Annotated in this window: 27 protein-coding genes; 22 read left to right on the top strand and 5 right to left on the bottom strand. The window is 65.8% G+C overall.

Annotated elements, in window-relative coordinates:
- Window positions 1–7 precede the first annotated feature (7 nt).
- Window positions 8–409, bottom strand: coding sequence for a hypothetical protein (locus OH491_RS13635; protein WP_068770767.1), 402 nt, complete (start codon window positions 407–409; stop codon window positions 8–10).
- A 117-nt stretch (window positions 410–526) separates the two neighbouring features.
- Between OH491_RS13635 and OH491_RS13630 the strand changes: the two genes are divergently transcribed.
- Window positions 527–940 (top strand): hypothetical protein, encoded by a 414-nt coding sequence (locus OH491_RS13630; RefSeq protein ID WP_068770768.1) that lies wholly within the window; start codon window positions 527–529, stop codon window positions 938–940.
- A 14-nt stretch (window positions 941–954) separates the two neighbouring features.
- Here the strand turns inward: OH491_RS13630 and OH491_RS13625 are convergent, their stop codons facing one another.
- Window positions 955–1146, bottom strand: coding sequence for a hypothetical protein (locus OH491_RS13625; protein WP_068770769.1), 192 nt, complete (start codon window positions 1144–1146; stop codon window positions 955–957).
- Window positions 1143–1337, bottom strand: a complete 195-nt coding sequence (locus tag OH491_RS13620; RefSeq protein ID WP_068770770.1) for a ribbon-helix-helix protein, CopG family — start codon at window positions 1335–1337, stop codon at window positions 1143–1145. The genes OH491_RS13625 and OH491_RS13620 overlap by 4 nt, the downstream gene beginning before the upstream one ends.
- A 70-nt stretch (window positions 1338–1407) precedes the next feature.
- Here OH491_RS13620 and OH491_RS13615 point away from each other — a divergent pair, with 70 nt between their 5' ends.
- The 3 genes from OH491_RS13615 (at window position 1408) to OH491_RS13605 (ending at window position 2819) form a co-directional block, all read left to right on the top strand.
- Window positions 1408–1698, top strand: coding sequence for a hypothetical protein (locus OH491_RS13615; RefSeq protein ID WP_068770771.1), 291 nt, complete (start codon window positions 1408–1410; stop codon window positions 1696–1698).
- Window positions 1699–1767: 69 nt separating this feature from the next.
- The gene (locus OH491_RS13610) at window positions 1768–2379 is read left to right on the top strand and encodes a hypothetical protein (protein WP_068770772.1); all 612 of its coding nucleotides are present in this window, start codon (window positions 1768–1770) and stop codon (window positions 2377–2379) included.
- Window positions 2376–2819, top strand: coding sequence for a hypothetical protein (locus tag OH491_RS13605; protein WP_068770773.1), 444 nt, complete (start codon window positions 2376–2378; stop codon window positions 2817–2819). The genes OH491_RS13610 and OH491_RS13605 overlap by 4 nt, the downstream gene beginning before the upstream one ends.
- Window positions 2820–3209: 390 nt before the next feature.
- Here OH491_RS13605 and OH491_RS13600 read toward each other — a convergent pair whose 3' ends face one another.
- On the bottom strand, window positions 3210–3449 hold the full coding sequence (locus tag OH491_RS13600) for a hypothetical protein (protein WP_068770774.1): 240 nt from the start codon (window positions 3447–3449) through the stop codon (window positions 3210–3212).
- A gap of 60 nt (window positions 3450–3509) precedes the next feature.
- Between OH491_RS13600 and OH491_RS13595 the strand changes: the two genes are divergently transcribed.
- The gene (locus OH491_RS13595; protein ID WP_068770775.1) at window positions 3510–3896 is read left to right on the top strand and encodes a hypothetical protein; all 387 of its coding nucleotides are present in this window, start codon (window positions 3510–3512) and stop codon (window positions 3894–3896) included.
- Here OH491_RS13595 and OH491_RS13590 read toward each other — a convergent pair.
- Window positions 3891–4229, bottom strand: a complete 339-nt coding sequence (locus tag OH491_RS13590) for a hypothetical protein (protein ID WP_145928842.1) — start codon at window positions 4227–4229, stop codon at window positions 3891–3893. The two genes, OH491_RS13595 and OH491_RS13590, sit on opposite strands and share 6 nt — an antisense overlap.
- A 68-nt stretch (window positions 4230–4297) precedes the next feature.
- Here OH491_RS13590 and OH491_RS13585 point away from each other — a divergent pair, with 68 nt between their 5' ends.
- The 17 genes from OH491_RS13585 (at window position 4298) to OH491_RS13505 (ending at window position 16919) form a co-directional block, all read left to right on the top strand.
- A complete protein-coding gene (locus OH491_RS13585) occupies window positions 4298–4669 on the top strand; it encodes a hypothetical protein (RefSeq protein ID WP_068770777.1) in 372 nt (123 codons plus the stop codon).
- A gap of 57 nt (window positions 4670–4726) precedes the next feature.
- A complete protein-coding gene (locus tag OH491_RS13580; RefSeq protein ID WP_068770778.1) occupies window positions 4727–4978 on the top strand; it encodes a hypothetical protein in 252 nt (83 codons plus the stop codon).
- The gene (locus OH491_RS13575) at window positions 4914–5219 is read left to right on the top strand and encodes a hypothetical protein (RefSeq protein WP_145928845.1); all 306 of its coding nucleotides are present in this window, start codon (window positions 4914–4916) and stop codon (window positions 5217–5219) included. The genes OH491_RS13580 and OH491_RS13575 overlap by 65 nt, the downstream gene beginning before the upstream one ends.
- 121 nt (window positions 5220–5340) lie before the next feature.
- Window positions 5341–5754, top strand: a complete 414-nt coding sequence (locus tag OH491_RS13570; RefSeq protein WP_145928846.1) for a hypothetical protein — start codon at window positions 5341–5343, stop codon at window positions 5752–5754.
- A gap of 2 nt (window positions 5755–5756) precedes the next feature.
- On the top strand, window positions 5757–6005 hold the full coding sequence (locus OH491_RS13565; protein ID WP_068770781.1) for a hypothetical protein: 249 nt from the start codon (window positions 5757–5759) through the stop codon (window positions 6003–6005).
- Window positions 6006–6273: 268 nt separating this feature from the next.
- The gene (locus tag OH491_RS13560) at window positions 6274–6825 is read left to right on the top strand and encodes a hypothetical protein (RefSeq protein ID WP_068770782.1); all 552 of its coding nucleotides are present in this window, start codon (window positions 6274–6276) and stop codon (window positions 6823–6825) included.
- Window positions 6822–7322, top strand: coding sequence for a hypothetical protein (locus OH491_RS13555; protein WP_342751063.1), 501 nt, complete (start codon window positions 6822–6824; stop codon window positions 7320–7322). The genes OH491_RS13560 and OH491_RS13555 overlap by 4 nt, the downstream gene beginning before the upstream one ends.
- Window positions 7319–8719 (top strand): hypothetical protein, encoded by a 1401-nt coding sequence (locus OH491_RS13550; protein WP_342751062.1) that lies wholly within the window; start codon window positions 7319–7321, stop codon window positions 8717–8719. Before OH491_RS13555 ends, OH491_RS13550 begins: the two co-directional genes overlap by 4 nt.
- Window positions 8716–10263 (top strand): phage portal protein family protein, encoded by a 1548-nt coding sequence (locus tag OH491_RS13545; RefSeq protein WP_068770784.1) that lies wholly within the window; start codon window positions 8716–8718, stop codon window positions 10261–10263. Before OH491_RS13550 ends, OH491_RS13545 begins: the two co-directional genes overlap by 4 nt.
- On the top strand, window positions 10260–11513 hold the full coding sequence (locus tag OH491_RS13540; protein ID WP_068770785.1) for a hypothetical protein: 1254 nt from the start codon (window positions 10260–10262) through the stop codon (window positions 11511–11513). Before OH491_RS13545 ends, OH491_RS13540 begins: the two co-directional genes overlap by 4 nt.
- An 81-nt stretch (window positions 11514–11594) precedes the next feature.
- A complete protein-coding gene (locus tag OH491_RS13535; RefSeq protein WP_068770786.1) occupies window positions 11595–12146 on the top strand; it encodes a capsid cement protein in 552 nt (183 codons plus the stop codon).
- 77 nt (window positions 12147–12223) lie between these two features.
- A complete protein-coding gene (locus OH491_RS13530) occupies window positions 12224–13189 on the top strand; it encodes a hypothetical protein (RefSeq protein ID WP_068770787.1) in 966 nt (321 codons plus the stop codon).
- Window positions 13190–13233: 44 nt separating this feature from the next.
- Complete coding sequence (locus tag OH491_RS13525; RefSeq protein WP_068770788.1) at window positions 13234–13692, top strand: hypothetical protein; 459 nt, start codon at window positions 13234–13236, stop codon at window positions 13690–13692.
- A 26-nt stretch (window positions 13693–13718) separates the two neighbouring features.
- Window positions 13719–14921: a hypothetical protein gene (locus OH491_RS13520; protein WP_068770789.1), complete on the top strand. Its 1203-nt coding sequence runs from the start codon at window positions 13719–13721 to the stop codon at window positions 14919–14921.
- Window positions 14922–15048: 127 nt separating this feature from the next.
- Complete coding sequence (locus OH491_RS13515) at window positions 15049–15651, top strand: hypothetical protein (RefSeq protein WP_068770790.1); 603 nt, start codon at window positions 15049–15051, stop codon at window positions 15649–15651.
- Window positions 15652–15690: 39 nt separating this feature from the next.
- Window positions 15691–16125: a hypothetical protein gene (locus tag OH491_RS13510; RefSeq protein WP_068770791.1), complete on the top strand. Its 435-nt coding sequence runs from the start codon at window positions 15691–15693 to the stop codon at window positions 16123–16125.
- A gap of 32 nt (window positions 16126–16157) precedes the next feature.
- Complete coding sequence (locus OH491_RS13505; protein WP_068770792.1) at window positions 16158–16919, top strand: immunoglobulin domain-containing protein; 762 nt, start codon at window positions 16158–16160, stop codon at window positions 16917–16919.
- Window positions 16920–16988: the final 69 nt, after the last annotated feature.

Genomic DNA, 16988 nt, shown 5'->3' with positions numbered 1-16988 from the left:
ATACTTGTCACCTGGAACTTGTCATTGGTGCCCGCGCCCGCGCCGCCGCCGTGTGCGCCGCCACCATGTCCAGCGCCTCGCGGGAGAAGGTGCGCAGCACCTCGAGAAACCGCCGCAGCCGCTCGTCCTCCGGCGCGGTGCGCGCCTCCAGCAGCGCGAGCAGCACGTCGCCGCGCAGCATCCACTGCAGGCGGTGCCGCTCCCGCGCGTCCGGCCTCGCCGAGAAGTTGAACCGCGCCCCGAAGATCGCCCCGCTTTCCAGCCCGTTGCGCAGGCTCTGCACGCTCACCGGCTTGCCTCCGTCGTCGCTCAGGATGCGTGCAACCTCGTCGAGCCGCAGCTTCTCGCGCCCGGCGGGGATGAGGAAGTCGAGCATCAGCTCGGGGTGTTTGAGCAGCGGCGCGGGCATGGGGGAATAAACGTTTAAGTTTTAAGTTGAAGTTGAAGGAGGGAGCGCGCCGGGGGCGGAAGCCGCGGCGGCGCGGGTTTGCGCCCCGCCCGCCGCCGCGGTTCCCTCGGAGGTGCTATGACTTCCTCCAAAAATAATCCCTCCGCGGGCGACATCGCCCGCGAGGCGCTGCTCTCCATTCCCAATCCCCTCGGCCGGTTTCCCGGCCCCCTGCGGATTCCCGAGGTCAGAGGCATGCACCACTACCTCTCGGGCGAGGCGTTCTTTGTCGCGCTCAAAAATGAGGTTGAGCAACTCGTTCGCTCGGCCCCGGAAGATCACGACATACTCGTTCAGGCATTCAATGTCTTCTTCCGGGAAATCCGCTACGTCGAACCGCATACCATTGTTTTCCGCGGTGCGCTTAATTCCGGCCAGGATGCCTCCGTCATCGCACATTTTAGCCAGTGCGTCGCGCATGTCGTTTACCTGCCCAAGGCCGGCCCCGAGCGCGTCATCGCCGGCTTCTGGCGCGACCCGGCTGGAGGCTGATGGAGTGATCCCGCTCATGCTCCCTTCCCTCCTTTCGCCGCCCGGAAGTTGAGCAGCAGTTCGAGCACGCGCCGCGCGCGTATCCGTGCCTCGGCGATGTCCTGCGCCTCCTGCTCCCGGTCCGACACGCCGGCGCGCAGCTCCAGGGTGTAGACCGCCGCTTCCAGGTCATCCGCAGCATCTCGCAGTTTTTCCAGATTGCTCATGCCGCCTCCTTCCGTGCGATGGGGCGGCGCTCCAGCTTCTCGCGAATCGCCGAGCGGATGAATTTCGACATGTCGCTGTCGCGTTGTTGCGCTGTCTGCTTCAGTCGGCGAACGAGCGGAAGCGGCATCCAGAGTCCGATGTATGCTTGGTTGGTGCGGCGCTCTTTCATAAGGTGTACATAGGTGTTCATACACCTTTTAACGCGCTTGCAAGTTTTTTCTACGAGGATTGATTCTCTTTTGTTTAAACATTCCCCCTTAATGAGCAATCAACGCAGCAAGACCCAAGTGATGGTATCCATCTGGATGGATCGCACTCTTAAGCAAACCCTTCAAGAGCGGCTCCGGAAAAAACGCTTTCTTCTATCCCAATTTATACGCGATGCCATTGCCGAAAAAATGAAACGCGACTTAGGGGTGATTGTTCCAGATGAAGTGGTTCTTCCGCGGGGTGCTGCTATCAAAATCAACGCCAAGGGTAATACGGGAACCATGGCGATTGGCGGAGATGCACTTGCTCGCGGGGCAAAAAAATCGAAATCCGGCTCGTGATTCAGTGCCCCCATGCCGATTGCCCGCTGCGTTCCACCCTAAAGCTATCATACAGCTAATCCCCCTGCCATGTTCGGAAAGCGCAAGCGCCAGCCCATACCGCCTTACCGCGACCCCGCGGCCGACCCCGAGTTTCAGTCCCTGCCGCTTAACCGCCGCACCCTCATCCTCGACCGGCTCGACCGCTGCCTCGAAATGGACCGCGCCAAGGTCAAGCAGGACTGCGCCGGCTGGATCGCCGAGCGCTACGAAGGCACCGACTTCGAGGGGAAAAAACGCACCGGCCTCTCCGCCAAGCGCATCTACAATGCCTGGCGCGAATGGGTAAACGCCGGGCGCAATTGGCACACGCTCGACAAATACCGCACCCTTTATCACCCCCAGGAAAAGCCCCTCCAGCATTACAACCTCGATCAGCAGGCAGTCCACGACTACCTCGCCCGCCACGGCCTCACCATCGCCCAATGGGCCGCCTCCCACGACCTCGCCCCTGCCTCGGTCTCGCGCGCCATCAACGGCTCGCGCCCCACCGCCCAAAGCCAGCGCATCCTCGACATCCTTGCCGGGGAACTTCGCGCCGAGCCCGGCCACTGGCACCAGCAGGTTGCGACCATGCTCCAGGAAGTGGCCGCCATGCAGGAAAAGCTCAAGCGCCTCCAAAAACAACTCCCTCCCCCATGAGCCCCGGAGCAGACCGCCTCGAAACCTACGATGAAGCGATGAACATGCTGCGCTGGCTCGGAGAGCAGCTGCCGCGCGAGTGGCCCCCGGAACTGCCGCCCGAGGACACGCCCGACTTTTGGTTTACCGCCTGCAAGCACGAGTTTGCCACGCGCAAGGCCATTTCCGCAAAGATGCGCCGGCTCGCCGCGAGCGACACCTCCTTCGACTTGTCGGCACTCGAGGCATGGCTGGTGCGCCGCCGCATCGAGTGGGCGGCCCAGCTCGCCCTCGCCGCGGCGCAAACCGGCAAGGCGCCCGGCATGGGGCTCAGGGAATTTCTCGCCTACCTGCTTGCCGACTCTTGGGAGACGGACGGCTGCCAGGGCCTCTGGAAGCACGCCGAACGCGACGGGAAGCCGCATCCAGAAAATCCCGATGGGCTGCATCCGTTGCCGTGAAGCAGGCGCGCTCCCGCAGCGCCGCGGTGAGTTTGCCAAGCGATTTTTTGGTGAGGGATTTCATGCTCCCGTCATGACATCCCTCGCGCGTGCGGTGCACGCCCAAACCGGGGTGGGGATAAAAATACCCCTGAGTTAAGCAAGCTAACCAAGCTGCGGCTAACCCCCTTGCCCTCCTTTGTGTGATACTGCGCTCACCATGAGTGCGGCAGTCACCACAGCAACGCAGAGCGAAGCAGAAAACGCCGGCTCCGTCAACGGCACGGAGCGTCCGCGCGCGTGGCTGTCTCCGGAGCGCGTCGAGTGCATCCGGGAGATAATCGTGGATGGAAAAGTCTTGGGTTGGGATATCCGGTTCGCCAGCGGCGGGCATGTGCGCATCCCCGCCGATCACGAGCTTATGCGCGGGCTGCCGCCGTCTTGCATTTCGCTTGCCAGCTTGCTAGAAAAGCCCGCCACCTGCTCGGGAAGAAATTCCGCCACGATCTCGCCCGCCTCGTCCGTCAGCGTCCAGCCGCCGCCGATGCCGGCTGTGTATAATACCCCTTTGGCTTCGCCGGCGAGGTCGATTTTGGCCGCGTGCACGCGGGCCACGGTTCCGTTTTTAAGGAAGATTTCGAAGGTCTTCATGCGCCGTGAGCCTGCGTCTGCGGCCACTTCATCGCAATCCCCAACCACGGAGGCCGGCGCATGAGCGCAGCCGTCACCACCACGATCCCAATCCTCGCATTTTCCCCGCCCGTCGTCAAGGCCGGCGAGGTCGAGGTCGCGCTGCACGCCGCCGGGCGCCTCATCAAGCTCACCGGCAGCGAGGAAATGTTTTTCAAGTTCGCGCGCGGCATCCTCGTCGCGCCGCGCGCGAAGCCGCCGGCCCGCGCCGTCAATGGCGCCACCCTCGCGGACTACCGCCGCGTGGTTGCCCGAGTGAATGCCGGCGAAAACTGGGTGACAGCCGCCGCCGCCGAGGGCGTGGCGAGCCCCGGCAATGTGGCCAAATGGTGGAAGCGCGAGTGCGCCCGCCGCGCCGCCGACAATGCGAGCGGCGCCATCCTCAAACCCTCGGGGGAGATCCTATGAGTCGCGCTCGTCAAACCCTTCGATCTCATCCGAGCCAGTCGGCGCGCCGATCAGGAAAATGCCGACTCCCAAATGCCGCGCATCCTCTACGGCTTGTAATAAGCGCGGCTCTGGTGCGGAGGGAACTTCGCGAAACCTCACGCGCGGGCTCGCCGTTTCATACGGCAATTGTCCCGTTATTGCAGCCGCCCGCCCCGCCGCATCCTCGCCCGAAGGCGCGTAAAGCACAATGTGCAGAATCCCCCATTCGAAATTCCAATACTGGGGATGCCGCGGCGAAGGCCGCACGCGCACAAGCATCTCAAACAAAGTCCAGGGGCCGGGCTCATTCATCCCCGGCATCTAAACGCCCCCGCGCCGCCAGGGCAACCTCCCGTTCCTGATCCTCCTCTTTCCCACCCATGAAAACCAAACCGTTCCTCCTCGTCATGCTCGCGATGCTGTTCGCGTTCGTGAGCCTTCCGCTCCTCGTCCTCGCCGGCGACACCGCCGCCGCCAATACCGTTGTCTCCTCCGCCACGCCCTGGTATCTCTCGACCGGCTTCATCGCCGCGGCGGTCGCCTTCATCCCGTCGGTCATCGCGATCTGGCAAAACAAAAGCAAAAAGTCCGCGCAGAAGCTGAACGAGACCCTCGTCAAGGGCATCGAGCTTGCCACCACGATTCCCGAGGTGGTCGCCGCCGAGAAAAAAGTGAAGGACCAGATCAAGGCGACCGCCGAGAAATACGGCGTCGAGCCCCTCCTGCACCGGCTGGTGAAGGATCTCACCTAGCGCGAGAGAGGCAGGCCGCAGACATACCGTATCGATAAAACCAATACAGATGGCCCGATGCTCGACATCATTATCGCCCTCATCCCCGTGCTCGCGGCTATCGTGCCGCTGGTGGTCGAGCATATCCAGAAGCGCCTGCGCAGCACTCCGGCGGATGAGTCTGCCGCGGCCCGCGCGGCCGAGATCGCGACGCTCCCCGGCGCAATCGAGCGCCTGGAGCGCAGCGGCGATTTTGCTTCTGCCGATGTGTTTCGCCGCCGGCTGCGCGACCTCACCACGCCCGAGCGCGGCGGTGACGGCGCAGGGTAACGCCTACCGCGTCGCGCTGCCGCCCGGCACCGTCATCACGCTTCCCGATGCCGCCTCCGAAAATCAACTGCGCTCCGTCGCGGTGAACGAAATCGAGAATCGAGAATCGAAAATCGAAAATACCGTCACGCTCACTGCGGAGTTGCAGCTCGTCTCACCCGCTTACATCGCCGAGCGCGATGCCGCCGAGGTGCGCTACGTGCGCCGCATCATCGAACTGGAGGCGTTGATCAAAAAATGAAGTGCACGGTGGAAATCATTTGCCGCTCGGTCTTCGCATTGGCCTGCCTCGCGGCCTGCGTGGTTTTTGCCCTCCACGGCAACGAATCCTGGTGGCTGTTCCTCGTTCTCGCATTTCTCGCATGCCCATGATCCCCCTCCTCGCCCAAACCACCGAGCCGATCAGTGTCCAGACCATCGGCACTGCCGTGCTCGTCATCATCCTCCTGTCGCGCTGGCTTTGGGACTTTCTCAAGCATCGCCGCGAGGAGGCCGCGCAACTCGAGCCGCGCGCCGATCCGCCGCTGCACCGGCAATACGTGGACCGCGAGACCTTTTCGAAGGAGCTCACCAACGTGCACGGTCGCATCGGCCGCGAGCGCGGCGAGGTCAACCAGGAGCTGGCCGAGCTGCGCGAGGGCCTCGAAAGAATCTCCTCCGACGGAGAACAGCGCGACATCCGCATCCACGACCGCATCGACAAGCTCGCGACCGAGGTCGGCGAAACCCCGCGCAAGACCGTCGAGCTCCTGCGCACCACGAAAGGACTTTTGTAGCCATGTCACCCGCCGTCCTCCGCACCACCATCCTCGCCGAGCTCGCCGGCGCGCCCCACGGCACACTCACCCAGGAGGGGCTCCTCACCTGCGTGTGCCAGCGCCTGCCCGGCACCACGCTCGCCGACTTGCGGCAGGAGCTCTCCTGGCTGCGCGACCGCCGGCTCGCCGACTACGTGCCCGCGCCGCTCGATGACGATGCCCGCACCTGGACCATCACCACCACCGGGCGTGCCGCCCTCAAGCAATGATTTCCCCCGTCATGATAACGTCAGGGGCCATAACCAGCCGGCCGGTTCCCGCCGATCATCGGGCGCGGCGCCGTCCTTCCGCCGCGAAAGCAATACGGAGGGGTTTCGCATGTTGACCTCCCACGCTGCCGGCCGGCTGCAATTTCCTCGTCACGCCGGGTCGAACGCCGGATGCGCCACGCCGCGCGCGCCGTCGCAAGCGTGAGCCGCGCCGCGGCGGCGAACCGCGGCACCCTTTAACAAGTATCAATAAAACGAATACACTCCTTTGAAAAAGCCACGCTCAGACGCCAAGCTCAAGTCGCTCCCGCCTCACCAGCGCGAGATGCTCGTGCGCTGGCTGGCCGAGGAGAACGTCTCCTACGAAATCGCGCGCGATCGCCTCTGGCAGGATTTCAACGTGCGCACCTCCATCGGCGCGCTGGTGAACTTCTATGCCACGCAATGCTGGCAGCGCAGCAGCGAGCACGCCCGCGAGTTTGCCTCGCAGGTGCGCGAGGCCGCCAAGTCCACCGGCGAGGATTTTAACGCCGCCACGCTCGCGCTCATCCAGGAGCGCGCCTTCGTCTTGTCGCGCACGCAGGGTTCCGATGTGAGCGACCTCGCCACGCTGGCCAAGATCATCGGCGACTCGGCCCGGCTGCAACTCAAGCAAAAGGAGCTCGCGCTCAACCTCGACAAATTCCGGCAGCAGGTGAAGAGCGACATCGAGAAGGGACTCGACGCGCTGCACGCCGAAATCAAGGGCAATGCAGAGGCGCTGCAGCTGTTTGAAAAATTCAAGGCCGCGGTCCTGCGCAGCACGGAGGGCGAGGCATGAGCGACCGTCGCAAATCGACCTCCGCCATCGCCGCGCTCGACGCGAAGATTTCCTCCAGGGAAAAACTCGCCGAGGTGCCGGACGTTCGCTCCTACCGCGAATTTTTGGACAAGCACGCCCGCGTGAAAACGAAGCACGGCTCCGCACCGTATTCGTTCGACGGACGCGAGGCCATCGCCGGCATCGCCGATCGCATCGACGAGATCCTCGGCTCGCACACCGGCAAGCCGCTCAAGGACGCCTCGCTCGCCGTGTGCGGCGGCGCCCAGTGGGGCAAGACCATCCTTGGCCTGAACTTCAACGCCTACATCACCGGCGTCGCCTTCCGCAACGTCGGCTACTACCTGCCCGACGACGACCTCGTGCAGGGCGTGGTCGACGGCAAGTTCCGCCCCGAGGTCATCGACTTGTCCGGTACGCGCATGATGTCGCTGTGTCGCAGGATGAAAAAGACGACATCCCGCCCGATCGCGCGAAATACCTCAAGGGACGCATGACCTCCAGCGATCTGCGCTTCTCGCTCGTGATCGGCACGCAGCGCTACGCCGGTGCCGGGCAGAACGCGGAGTTCGAAGCCGGCACGCAGGAAGTGTGGGAGCTCATTGATTCTCAGACCGGCGACAGCTTTTGCCCCGAAGAACACTGGCCGCAGATCTGCCGCATGGCGATGGATGGCACGCCGAGGCCCACCGATCCCCAACTCGGCTGGGAGGGCGTTTTCAAACGGCCCGGCAGCGATGAGGTGATCGCCGAATACGATCCCGAGGCCGTCTATTATTTTGCCAATCCGACCACCGGCACGCCGCTCGATCGCCGCGTCGGCCGCTGGGTTTGCCGACGCCCCGACCGAATCAAGGAACGCAAGTTCTCCATGCGCGTCTCGCAGTTCGGCATCGACGCCATCGACCTCGCGCAGATCGTCGCGCACTGGCGCGATGCCGTCGCCGATCCCGAGCAGATGATCGTCTTTTGCTGCGACCGGCAGGCCATGCCGCGCAGCACGCTCCAGCAGCTCGATCAGGCGATCATCGAGCGCGCGCGCTCGGTCTCGCGCTTCACCCTCTCGCAAACCCCGGATGCCGCCGCCGTGCGCTTCGGCGGGCTCGACACCGGCGACCGCTGCTGGTTCACCTGCCGCGAGGTGCGTGATCCGCTCGACGTGCGCCTGCGTTACGCCGAGCAGATCGCACTCGGCCGCGTGAAGGCGCGCGCCATCGAGCTTTTTCATCGCATGGGCCTCTCGTGCCTCTTCATCGACGCGCGTCCCGCCGCCGATGAGGCGCGGCACATCACTTGGGCGCTGCATGAACTCCTCGAGTATAAGTGGCCCACGATCGCCGATCCCGAGAAAGCCTATATCCAATTTCCCGGCGGCCTCGCGTGGGATGGTCCGAACTCCAAGTGGAAGGGGCTGCGCGCCGCCGTCGTGGAGTTCGCGCTCAAGGACGGGCAGGGCGTGCGCCACAAGCTCGGCATCACTCAGGAGGGCAAGTTCTACCCGGTCATCCAGTGCAACCGCGACGAGTCGATCCAAGCCATCATCAACGAGCTTCTCACCATCAAGGAAGGGCTCGTGCATGTGGTGAACGGAAAGACGCGCGAGGAGCCGATCCTGCGCCTGCCCGAAGTCGTCACCGGCTCGCCGCCCGCCGCCGAGATCCTCGGGCGTCACTTTCTCACCGGGTCCAAAAAGGAGCGCAATGAAAAGACCGGCGAGGAGCACTTCGTCGACAAGGTCGAAAACCACTACCTGCTTTCCGCCACCTATGCGCGGCTGGCCGAGACCATCGGCGGCAGCGCGAAGGCCGCGCCCTTCGCCTTCGAGGCTGTCTCCGGCCGGGAACTCGTGGCCGAGCCTGCCATCCCCTTCACCAACCGGAGGACCGTTTTATGAGCACTGCAACGCCCGGCTTTAACCTCGACATCGTCAGCGCGCAACGCCGCTCGCGCTTCAACCCGCTGGCGAATTTCGACCCGGCCGTGCTCACCCGGCAGTTGCAGGAGTTCCGCGCCGGCCGGCTGCGCGACCTCGCGATGAGCATGGATGCGATCGAGGAGACCGACGACACGCTCATGTGCGTCGTGCCCAAGGCCAAGGCCGCCGTCGCCCGTCACGGTTACGAGATCCTCACCATCGACACCGAGGACGCGGCGCAGGCCGAGCAGGCGGAGAAGCAAAAGGAAACGCTCGAGCATTTTTATAATCACCTGAGCGTGACCAACGCGCTCGACCTCGACGAAGAGGGCGGCGTCTCGCTCCTGCTCCGGCAGATGATGGACGCGAAGGGCAAACGCTACGCCGTACACCACATCGTCTGGCAGCCGGCGGCAAAGGGCCGCTACACCGCCACGCTCTGGCAGGTGCCGCTCTGGTTTTTCGAGAACACCACCGGCCGCATGCGCTTCATCGAGGAGCCCTACGGCTACGACGGCGTGGCGATGGAGCGCGGCGCGTGGATGGTCACCAAGGGCCTCGGCGTGTCGATCGCCTGCGCCGTCGCCTGGACCTTCAAGCACCTGCCGCTGCGCGACTGGCTCATCTACAGCGAGCGCGCCGGCATGCCCGGCATCGAGGGTGTGACCGACGCACAGCCCGGCAGCGAGGAATGGAAACAGCTCGTCCAGGCCGTCACCGAGGCGGCCAAGGAATTCAAGTGGGTGCGCAACCGCTCCAGCGAGATCAAGACCATCGAGTTTTCCACCACCGGCGAGCTGCCCTACCCGAAGCTGGTCGAGCGCATGGACCGCGCCCTCGCCGCGCTCTGGCGCGGGGCCGATCTGTCCACCATCAGCGCCGGGCAGGGGCAGGGCCAGGGCGCCAGCCTGCAAGGCGAGGAGTCCGCCGCGCTCGAGGCCGACGACGCGCAATGGCTCTCCGAGTCGCTCCAGACCAAGCTCGACCGGCTCGTCATCGAGTATGTGTATGGCCCCGATACGCCCGTGCTGGCCTACTTCCAGGTGCGCGGCGCGGACAAAAAGAACATCGATACCGACCTGAAGGTCGATGCGTTCGCACTGCAAAACGGGCACCCGATCTCCAAAAAGCAATTCGCCGAGCGCTACCAGCGCCCGCTGCCCGACGAGGAGGACGAACTGCTCGCCCCGCCCGCCGCTCCGGCCCCGTCCTTCCCGCCCGGCGCGGACGAAGCCGCGCGCCGCGAAGCCATCAACGAAAGCGCCACCGACGCGCTCTACAACGCCCGCGCCCTGGCGCTGCTCACCGGGGCCGAGCGCGCCGCGCTCGCCCCGCTGCTCGACGCGCTCGCCGTCGTGGAGCGCGCCGGTGACGCCGACACCCCCGCCGCGCTCAAAGCCTTCGAGGCCGCGATCGCCGCGCACGCGCCGCGCCTGCTCGCCGATCCCGCCCTCGCCGCCGCCTGGGAAAAAGTCCTCGCCCCCGCCGCCGTGGAAGGGGTGGCCAATGCCTTGAAACCATGAAAACCAATAGCTCAAAAAATAAGCCTCCCTTTTCGGTGCCCCGGCTGCTTGCCCGTATTTCCCCGCGCATCGGGTTTGCAAGCCATTGCAAGGGGGTTTGCAAGCCTGCCGCGCGCGTGGTCGCGATTAACGAAACCGGCCCGGAAAGGCTCGTGGCCGCGGTTGCCGCTTTTAACGATGTTGCGCCCGCCGCCGATCAGGACTGGGTGCGCCTGTCCCCCTACGGGGAATTTCCCAACGAGGTGGGCCTGCAGGTCTTCGACCGTGCCGCTGCGGAGGAGATGACGGCCGACTTCAACTCCATCCTCGGCAAAGCGCAGCGCCTCTTCCGCGGGCCGCCCTACTACGTCGGGCACCCCGACGATCCGCGCTGGGCTCAGAAAAATCCCGGCGCACCCATGCGCGCCGTCGCCCGCGTCAAGAAAATGGAGGCGCGCGACGACGGCCTGTATGGCTTCGTGGCCTTTAACGATGAGGGCAAGTCGCTCGTGAGCGGCGATGCCGCTCCCTACGCCTTCCACAGCCCGCGCTGGGGCATGCGCCCCATCACGCACAAAGGCCGCAAAGCCTTCCGCCCGGTCCTGCTCTACTCCATGGGCCTGACCAACACCCCCAATATCCCCGGCAACTCCATCGGCCTCAACGAGCCCGCCGACTCTTTTTCCGCCATGAACAAAGAACACATCATCAAACTCCTCGCGGCCCTCGGCAAAACCGTCGCCGCCGACGCCACGGACGAGCAATTCGCCGCGGCTATCAACGAGGCCGTGCCGTTTGCGCAAGCCGCCGTCACCGCCTCCGCGTCCCTGCCCGGCATGAAAACCCAGCTCACGATCGCCCAAAACGAGGCTGCCGCGCTCCGCGACGAACGCGACACCGCCAAGGCCGCCGCGACCAGCGAGCGCGCCGCCCGCGCCGGGCAGGTCGTCACCATTGCGATCAACACCGGCCGCATCACCGAGGCCCAGCGTGCCGAGTGGACCGGCAAGCTCGTCGCCGCAAGCGACTTTGCCGCCATCGAGGCCGGGCTCACCGAGCTCAAGCCCGCGATCAACACGCAGTCGAAGGTCGCCGGCCTGGGCGAGCGCAAGGCCGAGGTCGCCGCCAGCGCCGAACGCATCACCGCCATCAACGAAGCCGTGGCCAGGCATTGCAAGGAAAACGGCCTCGATCCGCGCAAGGACTATCACCGCGCCTTCACCGCCGTGAAGGCCGCCAAACCCGATCTCTTCACCACCGCCACCAACTAACAAACCACACATCACAAACGCCAAAGCCGACAGCCAACGGGCGCGGCGGGCGCCCTCCACCTAAACTCAACTCATCCTACCATGAATATCCTCGCAGCCTCTCACTTCTATCCGCCGGCGTTCATCAACGCCGCGCTCGCCGTCCTCGCCGTCATCGCCTTCGCCATCGTCGCGTTTGCCTGGTTTGCCTTCCGCTTTTGCCATCGCCGCCTCGTGACGGCCTGCAACATCGCCGAAGGCACGCACGCCGGCCGCATCACCAAGTTCGCCGGCGCCGCCATCGGCGAGTCCTACCTGCTTGGCAAGTTCGGCGCCGACGCGAATCACGTCGTGCCCGCCGCCGCGGCCGACAAGCCCATCGGCGTGATCACCGATCAGGCCGAGGCGGCGGAAGATCCCGTCAACGTCTCGCTGCTCGGCTCGAGCGACACCACGATCCTCGTGCGCGCCGCCGGCGAGATCGCCGCCGGCAGCTATGTCGTGCCCGCCGCCGCCGGCCGCGTGCAGGCGCTCCCCGCCGCCGCCGGCACCTACATCCTCGTGGGCCGCGCGCTCACCGCCGCCGCCGCTGCCGGCGACCTCGTCGAGATCGATCCCATCGCCGGCATCCCGACTGTCGTCACCGCCGGCTAAGGCAGATTCCAAACCGTCACACGCCCTCAACTTAAACTTCCAACTCAAACTGCCGGCCTCCCGCCGGCGCTCCCTCCATGAAAACTGAATCCCTCCTCCTCACCGCGCCGCTCGGTGCCGACACCGGCAACATCGCCTCCGGCGTGATTGTCGCCTCCAACGAGAGCCGCTTCGCCTCGCGCAACTACAGCGAGCCGCTCACCGCCTACACCGTGGGCTGGAACGATCCCGAAAACCTCGACGATCTGCTCGAGCAGGTCGCCCCCGCCGTCGAGTCCCCCCGCCTCGTCGAGTTCAAGAAGATGATCAATTCCGACTTCTTCCTCACCGAGCTCGACGACATCCGCGCGATCGGCGCCGCCTTCAAGCGCGTCGATTTCGGCAACGATACCGCCCTCGCGAAAACGCTCAACAAGGGCCTCACCATCCGCGTCGACCACGACGACGTGCTCGGCACCGACTGGCGCGAGCGCTACACCGGCTTCCTCCTGCGCCGGCTCACGCGCAATGATCTGCGCCGCGCCGTCGCCGGCCTGCTCGCCGCCGCCGACAACACCGCCTTCAACTGGGGCGCGGAAGCCGCCAACCCCGACTCCGACATCCGCAAGCTCCTGCGCGCTTGCAAGCTCGAGTCCGGTATCCGCCCCAACCGGCTGCTCATGGGCGGTGAAGGCTGGGACGCACGCGCCGATGCCTACGAAGGTCAGAACACACCGCACGCCGGCCGCCGCGCCGATCTCTCGCCCGATCAGGTCGCCGCCAAGCTCATGGTCGAAAAGCTCACCGTGAGCGAGGCGGTCTACCAGGCGGGCGCGAACGCCAAGGCCGACATCGTCGGCAAGCTGGTCGTCGCCTACTACGCTCGCTCCGGCCTGATGAAGGACGAGCCCTCCAACATCAAGCGTTTCGTCACGCCCACCGGCGCGGGCCGCCACCGCGTGTATGTCGAGGAGCACGACAAGTTCACCGACATCTCGGTCGAGCACTACTCGAACATCATCATCACCACCACCCTCGGCCTCAAGAAAGGCACCATCGCCTGATCCCGTGGAGCGCGGGTGCGCCCGCGCCCGCGCTCCTTTTTCCCATGTCCCGCTGGATACCCATCACCCTCGAAAACCTGCACGAGTCGCGCACCGCGAAGCTCGTCGAGCCGCTGCGCACCAAGGTGCTGGCCGAGGGCCAGCCCGATCCGCTTCCCCCCGCGATCACCCGCACCGTCGTCGAGATCCGCGCGGCCATCGCGTTCAGCGGGAAATACCGCGTTGATCGCGACGCGGCCAAGATCCCGGCCAGCCTGCTCGACCTCGCCGTGCTCGCCGTGGTGCGCAAGCTCAAGGGCCGCGCGCTCATGCCGCTCAACGACACCGAAAAGGAGGATGAGCGCACCTACCAGAAACGTCTCGAGCAGCTCAATGCCGGCAAGTGGCCGGTCGAGATCGCCGACGATCCCGAGCCCGGCCCGGTCGTGCAATCCGGCGGCGGCTCGCAGGTCATCTCCTCCGCAAGCCGCCCGCTCACCGGCGAATCGCTCAGCGGACTTTGAAGTATCAATAAAACGGATACGCTCCCATGCTCACCCTCGCGCCCATGCCCCTCGACGCCGCCGTCGCGCAACTGGAGTCCCGCACTCCGGTCGCCTCGGCGTTGTCGTCGGCCCAGTGGGCGCAGATGGACCTCGGCCTCAAGGAGCGCGCGTTTTTCATGTCGCGGGTGGAAAGCCTGCGCACCGTCGCCACCGCGCAGCAAAAAATCCGCGACGCCCTCTCCATGGCCGACGCCGGCCGCATGGACCGCGCGAACTTCGTCAGCGACATGCGCCGGCTCCTCGGCGCCGCGCCCGGCGACAGCGGCGAGCTCACCGACATCACCAGCAACCGCCGCCTCAGCCTCGTCTACGAGCACAACGTCGCCGACGCCCGCGAGGCCGCCGCCTGGCAGACCGGCCAGGACCCCGACCTCCTCGACGAGTATCCCGCGCAGGAGCTCGTGCGCCACGAGGACCGCGAGGAGCCGCGCGACTGGGCCTCGATCTGGGCCAACGCCGGCGGCAGCTTCTACGGCGGGCGCATGATCGCGCTCAAGTCCGACGCAATCTGGGAAAAAATTTCCCGCTTCGGGAAGCCCTGGCCGCCGTTCGATTTCGGCTCCGGCATGGGCGTCGAGGACATCGGCCGCGACGAGGCCGAGGCGCTCGGCCTCATCAAGCCCGGCGAGCGCCCGCGCTCCATCGAGGCCGATTTTAATGCGAAGCTCGAGGCCGCCGTCCCCGAGGCCACACCCGCGCTCCTCGACGGCTTCAGGGATGTCTTCGGCGATCAGGTCGACGTCGCCCGCGACGGCCGCATCACGTGGCAGGGCCAGCGCGTGCTCGGCCTCTACGAAAAAGCCCTCGCCGATCCCGCCGTCACCTGGGACATCTCCCTCGGCACCGCCTCGCCGCAGGTCGCCGCGCAGGCCGCGGAGCTCGCCGGCGCGGAGCTGCGGCTCTCGGCCAACGAGCTGCGCCACATCCAGCGCCGCCACATCGCGGCCGAGGCCGATTCCGCCAACCGCCCTGTCAACCTCATCGACCTGCAGTTGATCCCGCAGGTCTGGCGCTCGCCCGATCAGATCCTGCCCGGCACCCAGCCCGGCACCTACGAATTTCGCGCCGACTACGGCGGCACCCTCACGACCATCGTCTTCGACCGCACGGCCGCCGCCGGCGCCGGCGCGGGCAAGCGCTGGGGCGTGAAAACCACCTGGGTGAAAACAGGAGGGGCGAGGCCATGAAGACCCCGCCCCCTCTTGCCACCGAGTGCCCCGATGCGGTCGCCTGCGCGAGCCCCGGTGCTTTACGTCCGCGACGCTCCTCGATGCGCGGGCACAATCAACCCCGTGGAGGCTTGAAAGTCAACCCATGAGCGACCCCGTCCAGGTCATCCGCGACACCGCGAGCCCCGAGCTCCAGCGCATCCACGCCGCGCTGCAGCCCGGCCGCCGCCGCCCGCTCATGCTCGCGCTCGGCCGCGCCGGGCGCAACGAGTATCGCGCCTGGTTCCGCGCCAAGGACCAGGGCGCGCCCAACGCGCGCGGCTGGCCACGCTCGCACTTCTGGAAACGCCGCATCGCCGGCGCCACCGAGCTCGACACCTCGCAGACCACCGACACGCAGGCCGTCGTCGTGGTCGCCGATCGCGCCATCAACGCGCACGTCTACGGCGGCACCTGGGGACCGCGCGCCGGCAAAAAGAATGTCTCCATCCCGCTGCGCCCCGAGGTCGCCGGCAAAAACCCGCGCGACAACCCCATTCCCGACATCTTCTTTTTCCGCTCCCGCTTCGGCAAAGGCGGCGGCTACCTCGTGCGCCGCGAAGGCAAACGCCTCGTCGCCTACTGGCGGCTCACGCCCCGCGTGCGCGTGCGCCGCGATCCGGCCGCGCTTCCCCCGCGCGAGTTCGTCCTCATCCGACTCGTGCAGGAAGCCCGCGGCTTCCTCTCCCGCAATTTTCTCCGCCGCTGACCTCAATTCATAATTTTTAATTCTTAATTATTAATTCCCATGAATCCCTTCATCCAGCTCCAAAACCAGCTCCGCGACGTGATCGCCGCGCATGAGTATTTCGCCGGCGTGCCCATCCTCACCGAGGAGCTGGCCAACATTGAGAGCAAGCTCGATATCGAGCTCGCCAAGCTCGGCCTGTGCGTGGTCATCACCACCGCGCGCGGCCAGCGCTTGGGCGACGACGAGCCCGCGCCCGCCGTGCTCACCGAGGAGCTCACGGCCGCGATCATCCACAATCCCCTCATGGAGTCCGCCTACACCGCGCTCGACGCCCTCGCCGAGGCCATCGCCGCCATCGAGGCCGAGAATCACCAGCACCTCGTCGCCACCGCGACGTGCCCGTGGCGCATCCTCGGCCACGACTTCGTCGAGGACGCCCCTGCCGGCCTCGTCACCCACCACCTTCGCGTCAGCACGCCGCTGCGCTTCTAATCCACCCGTAACCAAAAACCAAATACACTACCATGTCAGTCCCTCCCATCCCCGCCGCGGCACTCGAAGCGGCAAATACGACCTACATCACGCGCAGCGTGCTCAAATACACGCCCGCCGCCACTCCGGCCACGCCCTACATCTTTCTCGTCGACCTCGTTGATTACGACGGCACGGCGGAAATTTCCGCACTCCCGTTTCCCGGTGTCGACGGCAAACTGCGTCCGATCCGGCGCGACCAGGTCGACTCCAATGAATCGGTCGCCTTGAAGTGCTACAATATTTTCAAAGTCATCGAGGCTCTCGGCGGCTCGCTCAACGGCCTCTCCGACGGAACCTCCGAGATCTGGCTTCGCGATCCCAAGGATAATTCCGGCAAGGTGAAAGCCTACGTCGCCCCATTCCCCTGCTCGGCGCAGCGCGACGGGCAGGTCAAGTTCGGCGACAAGACCTACAGTTTCGCCACCCTCAAATTCACCAACACCGGCGCCAGCGATCTTCATTGGGAATTCAATGCCGATGTCACTGCCGGCACCACCATTGCCACGCAACCGCCGGCCTCGCTCAGCGTGAACGAAGGCGCCCCGCTCACCCTCACCGTGACCACCAGCGGGTCCGCGCCCACCGGTTACCAATGGAAGAAAAACGGCGTGGCCATCGCGGGCGCCACCGCCGCGGCCTACACCGTGGCCGAGGCCGCCGAGACCGACGCCGGCGGCTACGTCTGCGAAGTCGCCAGCGCGAGCGGCACCCTCGTCACCACGCCCTGCGTGGTCCAGGTCGTCCCCGCCTGACGGCGGCGAAGTGGCAAGTAACAAGAAGATCACCGGCGCTGCCGCGGCGAAAACGGCGCGGCAGCGCCT

Source organism: Termitidicoccus mucosus (assembly GCF_038725785.1).
In the GTDB taxonomy this organism is placed as follows: Bacteria; Verrucomicrobiota; Verrucomicrobiia; order Opitutales; family Opitutaceae; genus Termitidicoccus; species Termitidicoccus mucosus.
Note: the sequence above shows the minus strand (reverse complement) of the source record. Positions and strands in the feature narration are given on the sequence as shown.

Coding starts and splice junctions, on each gene's coding strand:
- OH491_RS13635 (WP_068770767.1), bottom strand. CDS start 409: ATGCCCGCGCCGCTGCTCAAACACCCCGAGCTGATGCTCGACTTCCTC.
- OH491_RS13630 (WP_068770768.1), top strand. CDS start 527: ATGACTTCCTCCAAAAATAATCCCTCCGCGGGCGACATCGCCCGCGAG.
- OH491_RS13625 (WP_068770769.1), bottom strand. CDS start 1,146: ATGAGCAATCTGGAAAAACTGCGAGATGCTGCGGATGACCTGGAAGCG.
- OH491_RS13620 (WP_068770770.1), bottom strand. CDS start 1,337: ATGAACACCTATGTACACCTTATGAAAGAGCGCCGCACCAACCAAGCA.
- OH491_RS13615 (WP_068770771.1), top strand. CDS start 1,408: ATGAGCAATCAACGCAGCAAGACCCAAGTGATGGTATCCATCTGGATG.
- OH491_RS13610 (WP_068770772.1), top strand. CDS start 1,768: ATGTTCGGAAAGCGCAAGCGCCAGCCCATACCGCCTTACCGCGACCCC.
- OH491_RS13605 (WP_068770773.1), top strand. CDS start 2,376: ATGAGCCCCGGAGCAGACCGCCTCGAAACCTACGATGAAGCGATGAAC.
- OH491_RS13600 (WP_068770774.1), bottom strand. CDS start 3,449: ATGAAGACCTTCGAAATCTTCCTTAAAAACGGAACCGTGGCCCGCGTG.
- OH491_RS13595 (WP_068770775.1), top strand. CDS start 3,510: ATGAGCGCAGCCGTCACCACCACGATCCCAATCCTCGCATTTTCCCCG.
- OH491_RS13590 (WP_145928842.1), bottom strand. CDS start 4,229: ATGAATGAGCCCGGCCCCTGGACTTTGTTTGAGATGCTTGTGCGCGTG.
- OH491_RS13585 (WP_068770777.1), top strand. CDS start 4,298: ATGAAAACCAAACCGTTCCTCCTCGTCATGCTCGCGATGCTGTTCGCG.
- OH491_RS13580 (WP_068770778.1), top strand. CDS start 4,727: ATGCTCGACATCATTATCGCCCTCATCCCCGTGCTCGCGGCTATCGTG.
- OH491_RS13575 (WP_145928845.1), top strand. CDS start 4,914: ATGTGTTTCGCCGCCGGCTGCGCGACCTCACCACGCCCGAGCGCGGCG.
- OH491_RS13570 (WP_145928846.1), top strand. CDS start 5,341: ATGCCCATGATCCCCCTCCTCGCCCAAACCACCGAGCCGATCAGTGTC.
- OH491_RS13565 (WP_068770781.1), top strand. CDS start 5,757: ATGTCACCCGCCGTCCTCCGCACCACCATCCTCGCCGAGCTCGCCGGC.
- OH491_RS13555 (WP_342751063.1), top strand. CDS start 6,822: ATGAGCGACCGTCGCAAATCGACCTCCGCCATCGCCGCGCTCGACGCG.
- OH491_RS13550 (WP_342751062.1), top strand. CDS start 7,319: ATGACCTCCAGCGATCTGCGCTTCTCGCTCGTGATCGGCACGCAGCGC.
- OH491_RS13545 (WP_068770784.1), top strand. CDS start 8,716: ATGAGCACTGCAACGCCCGGCTTTAACCTCGACATCGTCAGCGCGCAA.
- OH491_RS13540 (WP_068770785.1), top strand. CDS start 10,260: ATGAAAACCAATAGCTCAAAAAATAAGCCTCCCTTTTCGGTGCCCCGG.
- OH491_RS13535 (WP_068770786.1), top strand. CDS start 11,595: ATGAATATCCTCGCAGCCTCTCACTTCTATCCGCCGGCGTTCATCAAC.
- OH491_RS13530 (WP_068770787.1), top strand. CDS start 12,224: ATGAAAACTGAATCCCTCCTCCTCACCGCGCCGCTCGGTGCCGACACC.
- OH491_RS13525 (WP_068770788.1), top strand. CDS start 13,234: ATGTCCCGCTGGATACCCATCACCCTCGAAAACCTGCACGAGTCGCGC.
- OH491_RS13520 (WP_068770789.1), top strand. CDS start 13,719: ATGCTCACCCTCGCGCCCATGCCCCTCGACGCCGCCGTCGCGCAACTG.
- OH491_RS13515 (WP_068770790.1), top strand. CDS start 15,049: ATGAGCGACCCCGTCCAGGTCATCCGCGACACCGCGAGCCCCGAGCTC.
- OH491_RS13510 (WP_068770791.1), top strand. CDS start 15,691: ATGAATCCCTTCATCCAGCTCCAAAACCAGCTCCGCGACGTGATCGCC.
- OH491_RS13505 (WP_068770792.1), top strand. CDS start 16,158: ATGTCAGTCCCTCCCATCCCCGCCGCGGCACTCGAAGCGGCAAATACG.